This is a genomic window from Sphingomonas alpina, assembly GCF_014490665.1.
In the GTDB taxonomy this organism is placed as follows: Bacteria; Pseudomonadota; Alphaproteobacteria; order Sphingomonadales; family Sphingomonadaceae; genus Sphingomonas; species Sphingomonas alpina.
In genome coordinates, this window is record NZ_CP061038.1 from 4,391,073 (window position 1) to 4,405,359 (window position 14,287).

General features: G+C 66.4%; 12 protein-coding genes. 6 read left to right on the forward strand and 6 right to left on the reverse strand.

Going from position 1 to position 14,287, the window contains the following annotated elements:
- Positions 1-195 precede the first annotated feature (195 nt).
- Both H3Z74_RS20430 and H3Z74_RS20435 read left to right on the forward strand, forming a co-directional pair.
- Complete coding sequence (locus tag H3Z74_RS20430; RefSeq protein WP_187761357.1) at positions 196-1,362, forward strand: acyl-CoA dehydrogenase family protein; 1,167 nt, start codon at positions 196-198, stop codon at positions 1,360-1,362.
- 1 nt (position 1,363) lies between these two features.
- Positions 1,364-2,146 carry an enoyl-CoA hydratase/isomerase family protein gene (locus tag H3Z74_RS20435; RefSeq protein ID WP_187761358.1) on the forward strand — a complete coding sequence of 261 codons (783 nt, stop codon included), beginning with the start codon at positions 1,364-1,366 and terminating at the stop codon, positions 2,144-2,146.
- Here the strand turns inward: H3Z74_RS20435 and H3Z74_RS20440 are convergent.
- The 3 genes from H3Z74_RS20440 to H3Z74_RS20450 are packed head-to-tail and all read right to left on the reverse strand — an operon-like array spanning position 2,133 to position 5,934.
- Positions 2,133-3,167, reverse strand: coding sequence for a histone deacetylase family protein (locus H3Z74_RS20440; RefSeq protein WP_187761359.1), 1,035 nt, complete (start codon positions 3,165-3,167; stop codon positions 2,133-2,135). The two genes, H3Z74_RS20435 and H3Z74_RS20440, sit on opposite strands and share 14 nt — an antisense overlap.
- A complete protein-coding gene (gene nhaA, locus H3Z74_RS20445; RefSeq protein ID WP_229726709.1) occupies positions 3,167-4,357 on the reverse strand; it encodes a Na+/H+ antiporter NhaA in 1,191 nt (396 codons plus the stop codon). Before nhaA ends, H3Z74_RS20440 begins: the two co-directional genes overlap by 1 nt.
- 35 nt (positions 4,358-4,392) lie before the next feature.
- Positions 4,393-5,934 (reverse strand): lysine--tRNA ligase, encoded by a 1,542-nt coding sequence (locus tag H3Z74_RS20450; protein WP_187764441.1) that lies wholly within the window; start codon positions 5,932-5,934, stop codon positions 4,393-4,395.
- A gap of 68 nt (positions 5,935-6,002) precedes the next feature.
- Here H3Z74_RS20450 and H3Z74_RS20455 point away from each other — a divergent pair, with 68 nt between their 5' ends.
- Positions 6,003-8,762 carry an ATP-dependent DNA helicase gene (locus H3Z74_RS20455; protein WP_187761361.1) on the forward strand — a complete coding sequence of 920 codons (2,760 nt, stop codon included), beginning with the start codon at positions 6,003-6,005 and terminating at the stop codon, positions 8,760-8,762.
- A complete protein-coding gene (locus H3Z74_RS20460) occupies positions 8,759-9,298 on the forward strand; it encodes a SixA phosphatase family protein (protein ID WP_187761362.1) in 540 nt (179 codons plus the stop codon). Before H3Z74_RS20455 ends, H3Z74_RS20460 begins: the two co-directional genes overlap by 4 nt.
- A gap of 347 nt (positions 9,299-9,645) precedes the next feature.
- Here H3Z74_RS20460 and H3Z74_RS20465 read toward each other — a convergent pair whose 3' ends face one another.
- Both H3Z74_RS20465 and H3Z74_RS20470 read right to left on the reverse strand, forming a co-directional pair.
- A complete protein-coding gene (locus tag H3Z74_RS20465; RefSeq protein ID WP_187761363.1) occupies positions 9,646-10,227 on the reverse strand; it encodes a YceD family protein in 582 nt (193 codons plus the stop codon).
- The gene (locus H3Z74_RS20470) at positions 10,224-10,712 is read right to left on the reverse strand and encodes a ubiquinol-cytochrome C chaperone family protein (RefSeq protein ID WP_187761364.1); all 489 of its coding nucleotides are present in this window, start codon (positions 10,710-10,712) and stop codon (positions 10,224-10,226) included. The genes H3Z74_RS20465 and H3Z74_RS20470 overlap by 4 nt, the downstream gene beginning before the upstream one ends.
- Before the next feature lie 159 nt (positions 10,713-10,871).
- Between H3Z74_RS20470 and H3Z74_RS20475 the strand changes: the two genes are divergently transcribed.
- Together H3Z74_RS20475 and H3Z74_RS20480 are read left to right on the forward strand one after the other, a co-directional pair.
- On the forward strand, positions 10,872-11,372 hold the full coding sequence (locus H3Z74_RS20475) for an outer membrane protein assembly factor BamE (protein ID WP_187761365.1): 501 nt from the start codon (positions 10,872-10,874) through the stop codon (positions 11,370-11,372).
- 156 nt (positions 11,373-11,528) lie between these two features.
- Complete coding sequence (locus tag H3Z74_RS20480) at positions 11,529-12,035, forward strand: RcnB family protein (RefSeq protein ID WP_187761366.1); 507 nt, start codon at positions 11,529-11,531, stop codon at positions 12,033-12,035.
- A gap of 96 nt (positions 12,036-12,131) precedes the next feature.
- Here H3Z74_RS20480 and pbpC read toward each other — a convergent pair whose 3' ends face one another.
- A complete protein-coding gene (pbpC, locus tag H3Z74_RS20485; RefSeq protein WP_187764442.1) occupies positions 12,132-14,273 on the reverse strand; it encodes a penicillin-binding protein 1C in 2,142 nt (713 codons plus the stop codon).
- Positions 14,274-14,287 lie beyond the last annotated feature (14 nt).

Sequence of the window (14,287 nt, forward strand, 5' to 3'; positions counted from 1 at the left end):
CGGGTGCAGCATTGTCGTGACGTGGACGTTACCGTTCGGCGTCGGTTCGGATATTCGTTGGAGACCCATTGGGCAGGTCTGCCGACCGATGAACCGGATGGTCGCTGGTCTGGTCACGCAGACGCACGCCGGTTACGATGCTCGCACCGCCGGCTCGGCGCCGATCACTCTCCCGGTCTGGGCAGGACGATAGCGATGCATTTCGAACTCGATGACGACCACCGGATGCTCAAGGATCTGGTGCGACGTTTCGTCGATACCGAATTGCTGCCGCATGAAGCCGGCGTGCTGGCGCGCGAGGCGGCCGGCGAGTCCAAGGAACTCGCCACCGACGATCGCGTGCGCATCGACGCGGTGTCGCGCGACATGGGCTTGTGGGGCCTGGATGCACCGGCCAATATCGGCGGAATGGATTTGCCGCAGGTGGCGATGGTCGGGGTCAATGAGGAACTTGCCCGCACCGTCGTCCCCTATATCCTGCCGCCGGATTCGCCCAATCTGCGCATGCTGACGGCGACCGTCACCGAGCGCCAGCGCGACGCCTATCTCATGCCCTATGTGCGCGGCGAGACGATCTCCGCGATCGGCATTTCAGAACCCGGTGCCGGCTCCGATCCATCGGGCATGACCACCCGCGCAGTGCGCGACGGGGACGACTGGGTACTCAACGGCCACAAGATCTGGATTACCCGCGCCGACGAGGCCGACTTCACCATCGTCATGGCGGTGACCGAGAAGCGCGAGGGCGCGCGCAACGGCATCTCCGCCTTCCTGGTCGATCGCGATGCGCCTGGTTTCAACGTGCTCCGCCGCATCGCCATGCTCGGCGGCGAAGCAACCTATGAGCTGGTGCTGGAGGACTGCCGCGTGCCCGGCTGGAAGCTGCTGGGACAGGAAGGCGACGGCTTTGCGCCGATGCAGGTCCGGCTCGGCACGCGGCGGGTCGAAATGGCCGCCTGGTCGATCGGCATGGCGCAGCGCGCGCTCGACATGCTGATCGACTATGCGCCGCAACGCACGACTTTCGGCCAGCCGCTGTCGCAGCGCCAGGCGATCCAGTTCTGGGCCGCCGACGCCGCGACTCGCATCCATGCCGCGCGGCTGATGACCTATGATTGCGCCTGGAAGCTCGATCAGGGCCGCGATGTCCGACAGGAGATCTCGATGATCAAGGCCTATGCCACCGAAATGGCCTATGAGGTGGTCGACCATGTCATGCAGGCGTTCGGGGCGATGGGCATGACGCGGGAATTGCCGCTGCACCTGATGGCATCGAAGCTGCGCACGATGCGCATCTATGACGGGCCGACCGAGGTCCACCAATGGGTCGTGGCCCGCAATTTGTTCGGAATGAAACGCTGAAATGACCATTGCCGACCACACCGTATCGATCGAGCGCGATGGTGATATCGCCATCGTCACCTTCCATCGGCCACCACATAATTTCGTCAGTATCGATCTGGTCGGCGCGCTCGCCGATGCGTTCGACGCGATCGATGCCGATCCCGGCTGTCGTGCCAGCGTCCTGAGGTCCGAGGGCCGGGCATTCTGCGCCGGCGCTGACCTGACACCGGGGACGGGCAGCGTCGATGGCGTGCGCGAGGACTTCACCCACGCGCTCTATGCCCAGGCCGCGCGCCTGTTCGGCGTGCGCAAACCGATCGTTGCGGCAGTTCAGGGCGCGGCGGTCGGCGCCGGGCTCGGCCTCGCCCTGGTCGCCGATTTCCGCGTTGCCGCACCGGAAGCGCGCTTTGTGGCCAATTTCGTCAAGCTCGGCTTTCATCCCGGCTTCGGCATCACGCATAGCCTGCCCCGGCTGATCGGCGATCAGCGCGCGGCGTTGATGCTGCTGACCGGGCGGCGCGTCACCGGAGAAACCGCGCGCGATTGGGGCTTGGTCGACCAGTTGGTCGAGCTCGACGGTCTGGACGAGGCGGCCCGCGCCCTGGCACGCGAGATCGCCGAAAACGCCCCGCTCGCCGTGCAATCGACGCGCGCGACGCTGCGCGCCGGGCTGGTCGCAGCAATCCGCGCCGCCACCGCAATCGAAGCGTTACGCCAGGCAGAGCTGCGCGATACCGAGGATTTCAGCGAGGGCGTCCGCTCGGTCGCGGAGCGGCGGCCGGGCCGCTTCACCGGGCGCTAGGGTTAAGCACGAGCTGTCCGAAGCCGCTCAACAAGCTCGTCACGTTTGCCCCCAGCGCGTCGACCGCATAGCCGCCCTCCATGGCGATGACCGTCGGCCAGCCCCGCGCTGCGATATCGCGCGCCAGTGTCGCATAATCGACCGTGGCGAGCTTGAAGTCGGAGATCGGGTCACCGTCCCAGGTATCGGCGCCGAAGCTCAGGACGAGCAGATCGGGACCGAACCGGGCGATCGCGTCCAGCGCCGTTGCCTGGGCTGCGCGAAAGGCCTCAAGCGTCGCGCCCTGCGGCAACGGCAGATTGAGTGTCGTGCCTGTCCCTTCACCTTCGCCGACCTCATCTGCATGGCCCCAGAAGAAGGGGTAATCCGTGGCCGGATCGGCATGAAGCGAGGCGTAGAAGACGTCGCCGCGGTCCCAGAAGATGTCCTGCGTGCCATTGCCGTGGTGATAGTCGATATCGAGGATCGCGACGCGCTTCGCCCCCGCCTTGCGCGCCGCCTGCGCAGCGATCGCGGCGGTGTTGAGATAGCAATAGCCGCCGAGATAATCCGCTCCGGCATGATGGCCGGGCGGGCGGCACAGCGCGAAGGCGGCGCGGTCGCCGCCAAGCACGGCATGGGTCGCCGACAGCACGCTCTGCGCGCTCCAGTAAGCGGCGTCCCAGGTGTCGGCAGTCAACGGGGTGGAGGCATCGAGGCTGTACTGTCCGGCCAGCGCATCGATGCGGTCGAGCTTCAGCCTACGCCGGCCGACGATCGGCCAGATATAGCCCATCACATCACCGGGCCGACCCGCCGCCGCCCAACGCGCCGGGCCGGTCCTGAGGAAATCGATATAGCCGGCATCGTGCACGGCGAGGATCGGCGCTTCGCCATGGTTGGCTGGCAGTTCGAGACCCGGCAGCACCCTACCGATCGCTTCGGCGCGCCGGGGCGTCTCCGAATAGTCGATGAAACCGCCATTGTGCAGTTCCTGAAGCGGCGCATGGGCCAGCTGTCGGGGATCGAAGAATGTCCGCATCAAGCCTCCATTGCCGCTTTTGAAGGGACTGCGGCGAAGCGCAGCACGAGGAACCCGGCAACCGCCGACAGGATCGATCCGGCGAGCACGCCGATCTTGACCTTGTCGATCAGCACCGCTTCGCCCGGGAATGCGAGACCGCCGATGAACAGGCTCATGGTAAAGCCGATCCCGGCGAGCAGAGCGACGCCGTAAAGTTGCGTCCAGCTCGTACCCTTGGGCCGCTGCGCGATCTTCAATCGCTCGGCCAGTACGATGCCACCGAGGATTCCGGCCTGCTTGCCGAGGAACAGCCCCGCCGTCACGCCGATCACCAGCGGCTCGGCGAGGACGGAGAGCGACATGCCGCCCAGCGCGACCCCGGCATTGGCGAAGCCGAACAGCGGCACGATGGCGAAAGCGACCCAGGGGCTGAGGGCATGTTCGAGCCGGTGGAGCGGCGAATGCTCGTCATCGGGCGACCCCGGCGTGGGCGTGATCGGGATGAAGACTGCGGCGAGAACGCCAGCGACAGTGGCATGCACACCCGACAGCAGTACCAGCCACCAGAGCAGGACGGCGGCAACGAGATAGGGAGCGAGCGACCGCACGCCGCGCCGGCTCATCGCCGCCATGATCGCAAGCACACCGGCCGCCGCCGCGAGCGCGCCAAGATCGAGGCCATGGCTATAGGCAACCGCGATGATCGCGACCGCGCCCATATCGTCGACAATCGCGACCGTGGTCAGGAACAGCTTCAACGCGGGCGGCACGCGTGGGCCGAGCAGCGCCATCACACCGATCGCAAAGGCGATGTCGGTCGCCGCCGGGATTGCCCAGCCTGGGCGCAGCGCCGCATCGCCCATGGTGATGACGAGATAGATCAGCGCCGGCACGATCATCCCCGCCGCCGCCGCGACGATCGGCAGGCGCCGCCGCGCCGGACTGGCGAGTTGTCCGTCGATCAGTTCACGCTTGATCTCCAGCCCGACGAGCAGGAAGAACAGCGCCATCAGCGCGTCGTTGATCCACAGATGCACCGTCATCGGCCCCAACGCCGGCGCAAGCGCCGGTCCGGTTTCGAGATGCAGGAAGTGGAAATAGGCGGACGCCAAGGGCGAATTGGCCGCGATCATCGCCAGGACGGCGGCGACGATCAGCACGATGCCGCCCGCCGCCTCGTCGGCGAGGAATGCCCGCAAGGCGGACATGGCCCGGTGCTGGGCCCGGTGCTGGGCCCGCCGCTTCATCCGCGCGCCAATGCCTCAGCGATCAGCTTGCGCGTATTGGCGATGCCGTAAAGCGCGATGAAGCTGCCCATGCGCGGGCCCTGCTCCGCACCAAGCAGGGTTTCGTACAGCGCCTTGAACCAGTCGCGCAGAGTCTCGAATCCGCCGGTCTTGCCGATCTCATAGACGATGTTCTGGATCTCCTCCGCGCTCGCGCCTTCGGGCAGTGCGGCGAGATCGGCATCCAGTCGCTCGAGCGCGGCGATCTCGACACCATCGGGCTTGCGGCGTTTCAAGGTCGGGGTGACGAAGTCGCGGCCATAGGCAAGCGCGCGGTCGATCAGCCGGTCAAGCTCGGGATAGCGGGCTGCATCGGCATCCTTCACATAATTGCCGAGATAGCCCCAGACCTGTTCCTTGGTCGCATCGCCCATCACGCTGACCAAATTGAGCAGCAGTCCGAAGGTCACCGGCAATTCGCCCGTCGGCAACTTGCCGTCATGGATGTGATGCACCGGGTTGCCGAGCCGCTCCTTCAGTTCCTGGCCGGCATAATTGCCGCGGAACTGCCAATAATCGTCCACCGCGCGCGGTATCACGCCCATGTGCAGCGTCTTGGCCTTTTTCGGCTCGCGATAGATGTAGAAGGCGAGGCTCTCCTCCGGGCCATAGGTCAGCCAATCGTCGATGCTGAGCCCGTTGCCCTTGGACTTGGAGATTTTCTCGCCCTTTTCGTCGAGGAACATCTCGTAGTTGAAGCCCTCAGGCGGGCGGCCGCCGAGCACACGCGTGATCTTCGACGATTGCACCACCGAATCGATCAGGTCCTTGCCGGCCATCTCGTAATCGACGCCCAGCGCGACCCATCGCATCGCCCAGTCGACCTTCCATTGCAGCTTGGCCTTGCCGCCCAGGATCGACTGCTCGATTCGCTCGCCTTCGTCCATGAACGCGATCGTGCCGGCATCGGTATCGATCACCTCGACCGGCACCTGCAGCACGATCCCGCTCTTCGGGCTGATCGGCAGCACCGGTGAATAGGTCGCCTGGCGATCCGCCCGCAAGGTCGGCAGCATCACGTCGAGGATCGCCTGGTAATGGCGAAGCACCGACTTCAGCGCGTCGTCGAAACGGCCATTGGTGTAATAGTCGGTCGACGAAGCGAACTCATACTCAAAGCCGTAGCGGTCGAGAAAATCGCGCAACATCGCGTTGTTGTGGGCGGCAAAGCTGTCGTGGGTGCCGAACGGATCGGGGATGCGGGTCAGCGGCTTGCCGAGATACTGCGCCAGCATATCCTTGTTGGGGACATTGTCCGGCACTTTGCGCAGCCCGTCCATATCGTCGGAAAAGGCGATCAGCTTGGTCGGCGTGTCGGACAGCGCGTGGAAGGCGTTGCGCACCATCGTCGTGCGCAGCACTTCGTTGAAGGTGCCGATATGCGGCAGGCCCGACGGACCATAGCCGGTTTCGAACAGCACCGGGCCGTTTGTCTTGCCATCCGGATAGCGTTTGAGCAGCTTGCGCGCCTCTTCATAAGGCCAGGCCTTGGATTCCATGGCGGCGGTGCGCAATTCACTCACTTGCTGTTGCCCTTTCGTTCCGGTCGCGCCACTACAGTAGGCGAATGGCCGCGTCTTTGCCCTATCCCGCCCTCCACGCAAGCCATAGCGGCATCTGGATCGCCACGGCCGATGGCACGCGCCAGGTCGGGCGCGGCGAAGCGATCCGCATTGCCGCCGATACGCCGGTGATCGTGCTCAACGCCGTGCTGGCCGGACAGCGGCTCGGCTATGCCGATCTGTCGGGGCTCGACCTGCTCGAATTGTTCGCGTTCCTGTGCCCGGCGCGCTTCATGGTGCCGACGCCGCGCGGGCTGGCGCGAGTCACCGGGCTCGAGGTGCCGGTGCGCGACGACGAGATCGCGGCGTTCCTGCTCCGCGCAACCGAAGCGATGCTGGCGATCCCCAAGGGCGACTGGCCCGAACGCGAGGGCGCCTGGACCAGCGCGCAATCGCTTGCCCGGCTGCGCTGGCCCTGGGCGCCGGTGGTCGCCGAGCATATCAAAATGCCCGAGCAGCATGAGCGTTGGCTGTTCTCGCGCCTGCCCGAATGGTCGGAAGGCGCGCCGCGGCCCGCGCCGCGCACCATTTCGATCGATGCGGCGGAGACGCAGGAGCGGCTGACGCGCCTGACCGGCAGCGCCGCCGAACAGCGCCCCGGCCAGCGCGCCTATGCCGAAGCGGCGATCGAGGCGTTCGAACCGCGCATGGTGCGCGACGCGCCGAACATGGTGCTGGCCGAGGCAGGAACCGGGATCGGCAAGACGCTCGGCTATCTCGCGCCGGCCTCGCTCTGGGCGGAAAAGGCCGGCGGCGCGGTGTGGGTATCGACCTTCACCAAGGCGCTGCAACGGCAATTGGCGCATGAAACGGTGCGGCTCTACCCGCAGGCAGAAGTGCGCAAGGCCAAGGTCGTGACGCGCAAGGGCCGGGAGAATTATGTCTGCCTGCTCAACCTGGAGGATGCGCTGCAGGGCGGGTTCGCGGGGCGGGCAGCAGTACTGGCGCAGCTGGTCGCGCGCTGGGCCGGGTACAGCGCGGATGGCGATATGGTCGGTGGCGACTTGCCCGGCTGGCTGCCGACCCTGTTCCGGCGCAACGGGCCGACCGCATTGACCGACCGGCGCGGCGAGTGCGTCTATGCCGGTTGCCCGCATTACCGGAAGTGCTTCATCGAGCGCGCCGCGCGGAGCAGTGCGGAAGCCGATATCGTCATCGCCAACCATGCGCTGGTGATGGTCAATGCCGCGCGCGGCCGCGAAACGACGAGCCGCCCGACCCGCTACGTGTTCGACGAAGGACATCACATCTTCGACGCGGCCGACGCGATGTTCTCGACCGCGCTGACCGGCCAGGAGACGATCGAGCTGCGCCGCTGGGTGGTCGGGCCCGAATCGGGCAGCCGCGGACGCCGTCGCGGCCTTGCCGCGCGGCTGTCGGATGTCGCCAGCTATGACGAGCAGGGCGCGCGGGCGATCAGCGATGCAGTGACCGCCGCGCAGGGCCTTGCCGCGGATGGCTGGCTGCAGCGGCTCGGCGAAGGTGCGCCGTTCGGACCGATCGAGACGTTGCTCGCCGCAGTGCGCGGGCTGACCTATGCGCGCGCCGAGACCGAAGGCGATGCCGGCTATGGCCTGGAGACCGAGCTTGCCGAACCCGATGCCGCGCTGATCGAGGCTGCAGGGCCCGCCGCACATGCGCTCGATGCACTGGTCAGGCCGCTGGTCGCGCTTGGGCGACGGCTCGAAGCGGTGCTCGCCGAGGCACCCGACTGGCTCGACGGCCAGGCCCGAGCGCGGGTCGAAGGGGCAGTTGCCTCGCTCGGCTGGCGCGCCGAGACGGTCGCGGCATGGCTGTCGCTGCTCGCGCGGATCGGCGGCCCCGCCAGCCCGGATTTCGTCGACTGGCTCGCGGTCGACCGGATCGAGGGGCGCGATTACGATATCGGTCTGCACCGCCACTGGCTCGATCCAAGCAAGCCGTTCGCCGAGACGGTGCTGAAACAGGCACATGGCGCGCTGGTGACCTCGGCGACATTGCGCGGTGGCGGCGACTGGGAAGTCGCCGAGGCGCGGACCGGCGCGCATCACCTGATCAAGCCTGCCGCCCGGTTCGAGGCGGTCAGCCCGTTCGATTATGCATCCCAGGCCGAAGTGCTTATCGTCACCGATGTGAAGCGCGGCGATACCGGCGCGCTGGCCAATGCCTATGCACGACTGATGTCAGCGGCGGGCGGCGGTACATTGGGCCTGTTCACCGCGATCCGGCGCTTGCGCGCGGTGCATGCGCGGATCGCCGACCGGCTGGCGCGCGACGGGCTGTCGCTGCTCGCACAGCATGTCGACCCGATCGATACCGGCACCCTGGTCGATATCTTCCGCGACGACGCCTCCGCCTCGTTGCTCGGCACCGATGCGCTGCGCGACGGAGTCGATGTGCCGGGCCGGTCGCTGCGGCTGGTGGTGATGGAGGGCGTGCCCTGGCCCAAGCCGACCGTGCTGCATGCCGCGCGGCGGCTGGCCGGCGGCGGCAGCGCCTATGACGACCGGATCGTACGGGCGCGGCTGGCGCAGGCGTTCGGGCGGCTGATTCGGCGCGCCGACGATCATGGCGCGTTCGTGTTGCTGTCCGCTGCGATGCCGTCACGGCTGCTCGCCGCCTTTCCGCCCGGCGTGCCGATCGCCCGCGTGACCCTCGACGAAGCCGTCGCACGCGTCTCGCGTCTTCCTTCCGTCATCGAAAATGGGCATGAGGCCCGCGACGACACCGGCGGGGACACCAGCGGTGGCGGGGATGAGGGTTTGGAGATGCGACCGGCGCCATGAAGACACTGACGCTGCTCCGCCACGCCAAATCGGGCTGGGACGACCCCGTCGCCCGCGACTTTGATCGTCCCCTCAACAGCAAGGGCAAACGCGCCGCCGCGATGGTCGGGCGGCACATGAAATCGCTTGGCCTGACTTTCGATCATGTCGTCGCATCGCCCGCCGTCCGCGTGGCCGAGACGCTCGACGAAGTGGCGGTCGGCTATGGCGAAGCGCTAGCCCCCGCCTGGGATCGGCGCATCTACCTCGCCTCGGCAGTGACCTTGCTCGACGTGATTCACGACCTGCCCGAAATGGCCGACCATGTCCTGTTCGCCGGCCATAATCCGGGGCTTGAGGATCTCGTGCTGATGCTCGTCCCCGACACGCTGGCCGAGCCGCTGCGCGACGATGTCGAGCAGAAATACCCGACTGCGACGATCGCCGAGCTGCGCTTCGAATCCGGCACCTGGTCCGATGTCGCGGCGGGCACGGCGCGGCTCACCCGGTTCATCCGGCCACGCGACCTCGACCCGGCGCTGGGTCCCGACGACTGAGAATTTCCGAGTCGCAGCCGGTCGCTGCTGGCTGTTCCTGGCTGTTCTTTCGCAAAAACATTTTTTGCTGGCTGTTATGTTGGACTTTCAGAGCGGATTTGCGGCTCATTATCAATGGCTTGCATAGCGCCTGGCTGTTATCGAATAACAGCCAGCTAACAGCCAGCTAACAGCCAGCTAACAGCCAGCTAACAGCCAGCTAACAGCCAGCTAACAGCCAGCTAACAGCCAGCTAACAGCCAGCTAACAGCCAGCTAACAGCCAGCTAACAGCCAGCTTTTCGACCGGGGCGCTATCCGTCAATCGCGGTGGGAATCTTGTCATGTCAAAGAGCGCGGCAGAGCCTGTCAGGTTCCGTCCGGCATCGTTGTTCCCTGAATGAAGACCGGATTGAATCGCCGGTCAGTCCTTTTTTCGAGCAAGCCCTTCAGCCCGGCCAGCGCGCCGAGCGGCTTGACTTCATCCTCGCTGATTACGCCAGCGGCGCGCAAGGCCGCAGCGGCATTTGGTCCGCGCGGGAAGGGATCGAGCGCCAGCGCCATGGTTTCCGCCGCCGCTTCACCGAGGTCGATCGCCGATCCGGCATAGAACATGGTGTCGAGCGCATCCTCGGACAGCTCGATTTCCTCCTCATCGACCGCGCCATCGGCGACGAAGCGCAGCGCGACATCCTCCTCGACCGTGGCGGGAATGGGATCGTCGGTTACCGAACAGGCCTGCACCACCGCGGCCGAGATATGGCCGCGCGCAACGATACCCGCCGCTTCGCTTCGCACCTTGAACTCGCCCTGGAGCCGTTCGATCGCAAGCAGACCGAAGCGCGCAGCAAGCGCGGTGCGTTCCGCGTCGTTCGCGGCGATGGATATGCTGCGTTCGCCGGCACCGAAGGTATCGATTCGTTCGGGACGGGAGAATTCAGGCGCGCTCATGGCAATTGCCCCGCGATCACAGATTCGAGCGGCAGCGCGGTGAGTGCCGTATCGAACCCGACCAGCGCGTCGCGCGCATGGCCGAGCGCGGATGCGCCGGGATCCTCGCCGCGATACAGGTTGCGCAGCAGCGCCGGTGCCAGGTCGCCCGCCGCCATTCCGTCGCGATAGGCGCCGATTCGCCCGCCCAGCATGCTCATCATCTTGCCGATATGCTTGCCGACCACGACGTCGCCAATGCCCAGTTCGCGCAGCTGGCCGTCCATATCATCGACGAAATGCTCGGTCAGCAGCGCACTGGTCGCGGCACCCGCAGGATCCTTTTCGAGCCGTAGCACCACGAACGACAGGATCGCCGCGACCATGTCGAAGCGGCCATCGACCGTGTCGGGCACCTGTCCGTCGAGATACCAATGCGGCGCCCGTGCCCGCGTCACGACCGCATTATAGAGCGGCAGCGCGCTTTCGGTCCGGCCCCCGAACATTCTCGCCATCCACCCCATCTCGACTCCAAACTGCCCCAAACGGCCCTGCGCCCTTGTTTGGCCACGAAGCTCGGCATATTGAGACGAACGGTCCGCGATGCAATGCGCATCTCGGCGCGTTTTGCTTTGTGTGCGTAGTGCCCCCTCTGGGAGAGTTTGATGAGCGTCACCGCAGCCCGATTCACGAAGGGCCGATTGATGATGGGTGCCGCCCTTGGCCTCGCAACCCTGGCGGCCGGCGCCTGCACGCCGCTCCGTGCGCATCAGGGCTATATCATCGATGCCGATCTGGTGAATTCGGTTCAGCCCGGGGTCGATAACCGCAATTCGGTGCTGCAGACGCTGGGCAAACCCAGCTTCACCAGCCAGTTCAACCAGGGCGACTGGTATTATGTCGCGCGCGACACGCGCAATTTCGCCTATAATAACCCCAAGGTCACCTCGCAGATCACGCTCCGCGTGATGTTCGACCAGAACGGGACCGTTACGGGCGTGAGCCGGGGCGGAGTCGAGCAGATCGCCTCGATCAGTCCTTCGGGCGAAAAGACGCCGACTCTGGGCCGCAAGCGCGGCCTGTTCGACGAGCTGTTCGGCAATATCGGCACCGTCGGCGCGATCGGTGGACCGCCGGGCGGTGGTGGCGATCGCGACCAGCCGTAAGCGTTATTCGTAGGACTTCGCGGAAGAGCGAAGTCCAAACCCAGCCTTACAATTTCCTGACTGACCCGTTCCCGCTCCATTCAGCGCGCGCCTGCAAAAAGGGCGTGTGGCGACGTGTTCCCCCACACGTCGCCGGCCAACAATGGAGTAAGATTCATGCGTAAACTGATCATCGCGGCGCTTATCGGGGCAACCGCCTTTCCCGCTGCCGCCAGCGCACAATCGCAAGGCGAAGTCCGTCGCGACCGGCAGGATCTTCGCCAGGAACAGCGCGAGCTGAATCGCGCCTATCGCAATGGCGACCGTCGTGACATTCGCGAGCAGCGTCGCGACGTGCGCGAGGCACGGCAGGAGTTGCGCGAGGACGTTCGCGACCGCAATCGCGCCTGGGGCCGCAACGACTGGCGCGGCTATCGCGACCATAATCGTGGCATCTATGCCCGCGGCAACTGGAATGCGCCATTCCGCTACACCGCGTTCCGCCCCGGCATCCGCATTGCGCCGAGCTATTTCGGCTCGCGCTACTACATTGCCGATCCGTGGCGCTATCGCCTGCCCAATGTCGGCCGCAACCAGCGCTGGGTACGTCATTATAACGATGTGATCCTGGTCGATACGCGACGCGGGATCGTGGTCGACGTGATCCGCAACTTCTACTGGTAAGCGATCCATCGGTGCCCGGCGAGCGATCGCCGGGCACCTGGAATGAGCCCGGGCCGCGCCGCGCCAAATCGCGGGCGCGGCCCGGTTGCATGTCCGTCAGCGGATCGTGAAGACGATCTGATCGACCACCCGGCCGCCGACATCGACCAGGCTTAGCCGGTGTTGCCCGGGGCCCGCCAGCACCAGGGGATGCGAATCCGCCGCGCCGAGATCGCGCTTGTCGAGCCGCAGGCGGTGCGCCACGACTTCGCCCGATACGCCGATCGCCAGCCTTTGCCGATCGGGCGGGATATCCGGATCGATCGCATAGACGCTGCCCGAGACCGGATTGACGATGCGCGGACGGCGCGAGCCCTCCGGCGCGACGGCAATCTGCGTCTGGGCAGTGCCGGCGAGGAAAAATTCCCGCCGTGGCTGCTCGATCGCATTGGCGAAGCGGATCATGCGCTCCTCGAGTCCCGCCGGGCGTTTCGGTCGCGCCCCCGCGCGATCGGCATGGAGCGCCAGCATCAGGTCACGCCACACCGGCGCCGCGCCGCTGGTGCCCGACACCGCGCGCATCGGATCGCCCTCCAGATTGCCGACCCATACCGCGACGGTGAAGCGATCGGAAAAGCCGATGCACCAATTGTCGCGCATCGCTTTCGATGTGCCGGTCTTGACCGCTGCCCAGAAGGGCAGGCGCAGCGCACTATCGAGCCCGAAAGTCCCGGCGCGGGCATTGGCGTCGGCGATCATGTCCGACACCAGCCAGGCCGCCTGTGGTGTGGTGACGGTGCGCGGCGCCGGATGCGGATCGTCGGCGGTGAGGCGAAGCGGCGTCCAGCGGCCACCATTGGCAAGTGCGCGATAGGCATCGGCCTGTTCGAGCAGAGTCACCTCGGCCGAGCCGAGCGCGAGGCTGAAGCCGTAATAATCGCCATCCTCGGTCATGCCGCGATAGCCGGTGTCCCACAGCCGGTCGCGGAATGGCTCGACCCCGACCAGGAGCAAGGTGCGCACCGCCGGCACGTTGAGCGAACCGGCCAGCGCACTGCGCGCCGAGACCGGTCCCTTGAACCCGCGATCGTAATTCTGCGGCACATACAGGCCCGAGGCGGTGTCGAGCTGCACCGGTGAATCGTCGAGGATCGAGGCCGGGGTGAGATAGCCTTTCTCGATCGCCTGGGCGTAGAGGAACGGCTTCAGCGTCGATCCGGCCTGGCGGTAACTCGACGCGCCATCGACGGCAGGCGCGGTCGAGGCGCCGCCGATCCCGCCGACATAAGCGAGCACATCGCCACTGGCATTGTCGACCACCACCACCGCGCCGTCGCGTGCGCGCGTCCCGCCCAGACCCTGAAGCTGGCGGCGCAGCGCAATCGTCGCGATGCGTTGCAGCCGTGCATCGAGCGTGGTCTTTACCCGCAGCCCCGCTTTGGTCAGCAGCCGCTGGCTGAGATGCGGTGCAAGACCGGGATCAAGCGCAAGGCTGCGCGCCGGGCCGAGCATCGATGCCGCCTCGCCCGGGAAACGCGCGCAATCCCGGTCATGCGAAAGAGCGCAGGCACGGCGTGCGACGACCTGCGGATCGGCCTGCGGATTGGGCAGCAAGGCAGCGAGCAACAGTGCGTCGTCGCGCGCGAGCGCTTCGGGCGTCTTGCCGAACAGGCCTAGCGCCGCCGCGCCGACCCCTTGCGCCTCACCGCGAAAGCCGGCGAGATTAAGATAGGCCTCAAGGATCTGGTCCTTGCTCCAGGCACCGTCGATCGCCCAGCCGGCGCGCATCTGGCGCAATTTGTCCCAGATCCCGCGCGATCCCGGATCGGCGAGAGTGGGCGAGAGGAAGCCGGCGACCTGCATCGAAAGCGTGCTGGCGCCGCGGTGCCGCTTGCCGCGAATCCGGTCGCGCAGCGCGCCGATCAGCGCGAGGGTGTCGACCCCGCCATGGCTGTAGAAACGCCGATCCTCGGCGGCGATCAGCGTGTCGCGCGTGACCGGCGAAACCTTGTCGAGCGGCGTCCAGGCGAGGCGGCGTGCGGCGAAATCGACCCGGGCGGAATCGATCAGCACGCCGTTGCGGTCGTAGAGCCATGATTCGGACGGATGCCAGCCCGAGCGGACCTGCACATAATCAGGCAGGGGTGGCGGTTGAGTCGCATAATCGCCGGCGGCGACCAGGCCGATCACTGCCGCCAGCCCGGTCAGGGTAAGCCCTTTCCGGCTGGTGAGCGCCGCCCACCAGCGTTTCGGCTGCACCTGACGAAGTGCCG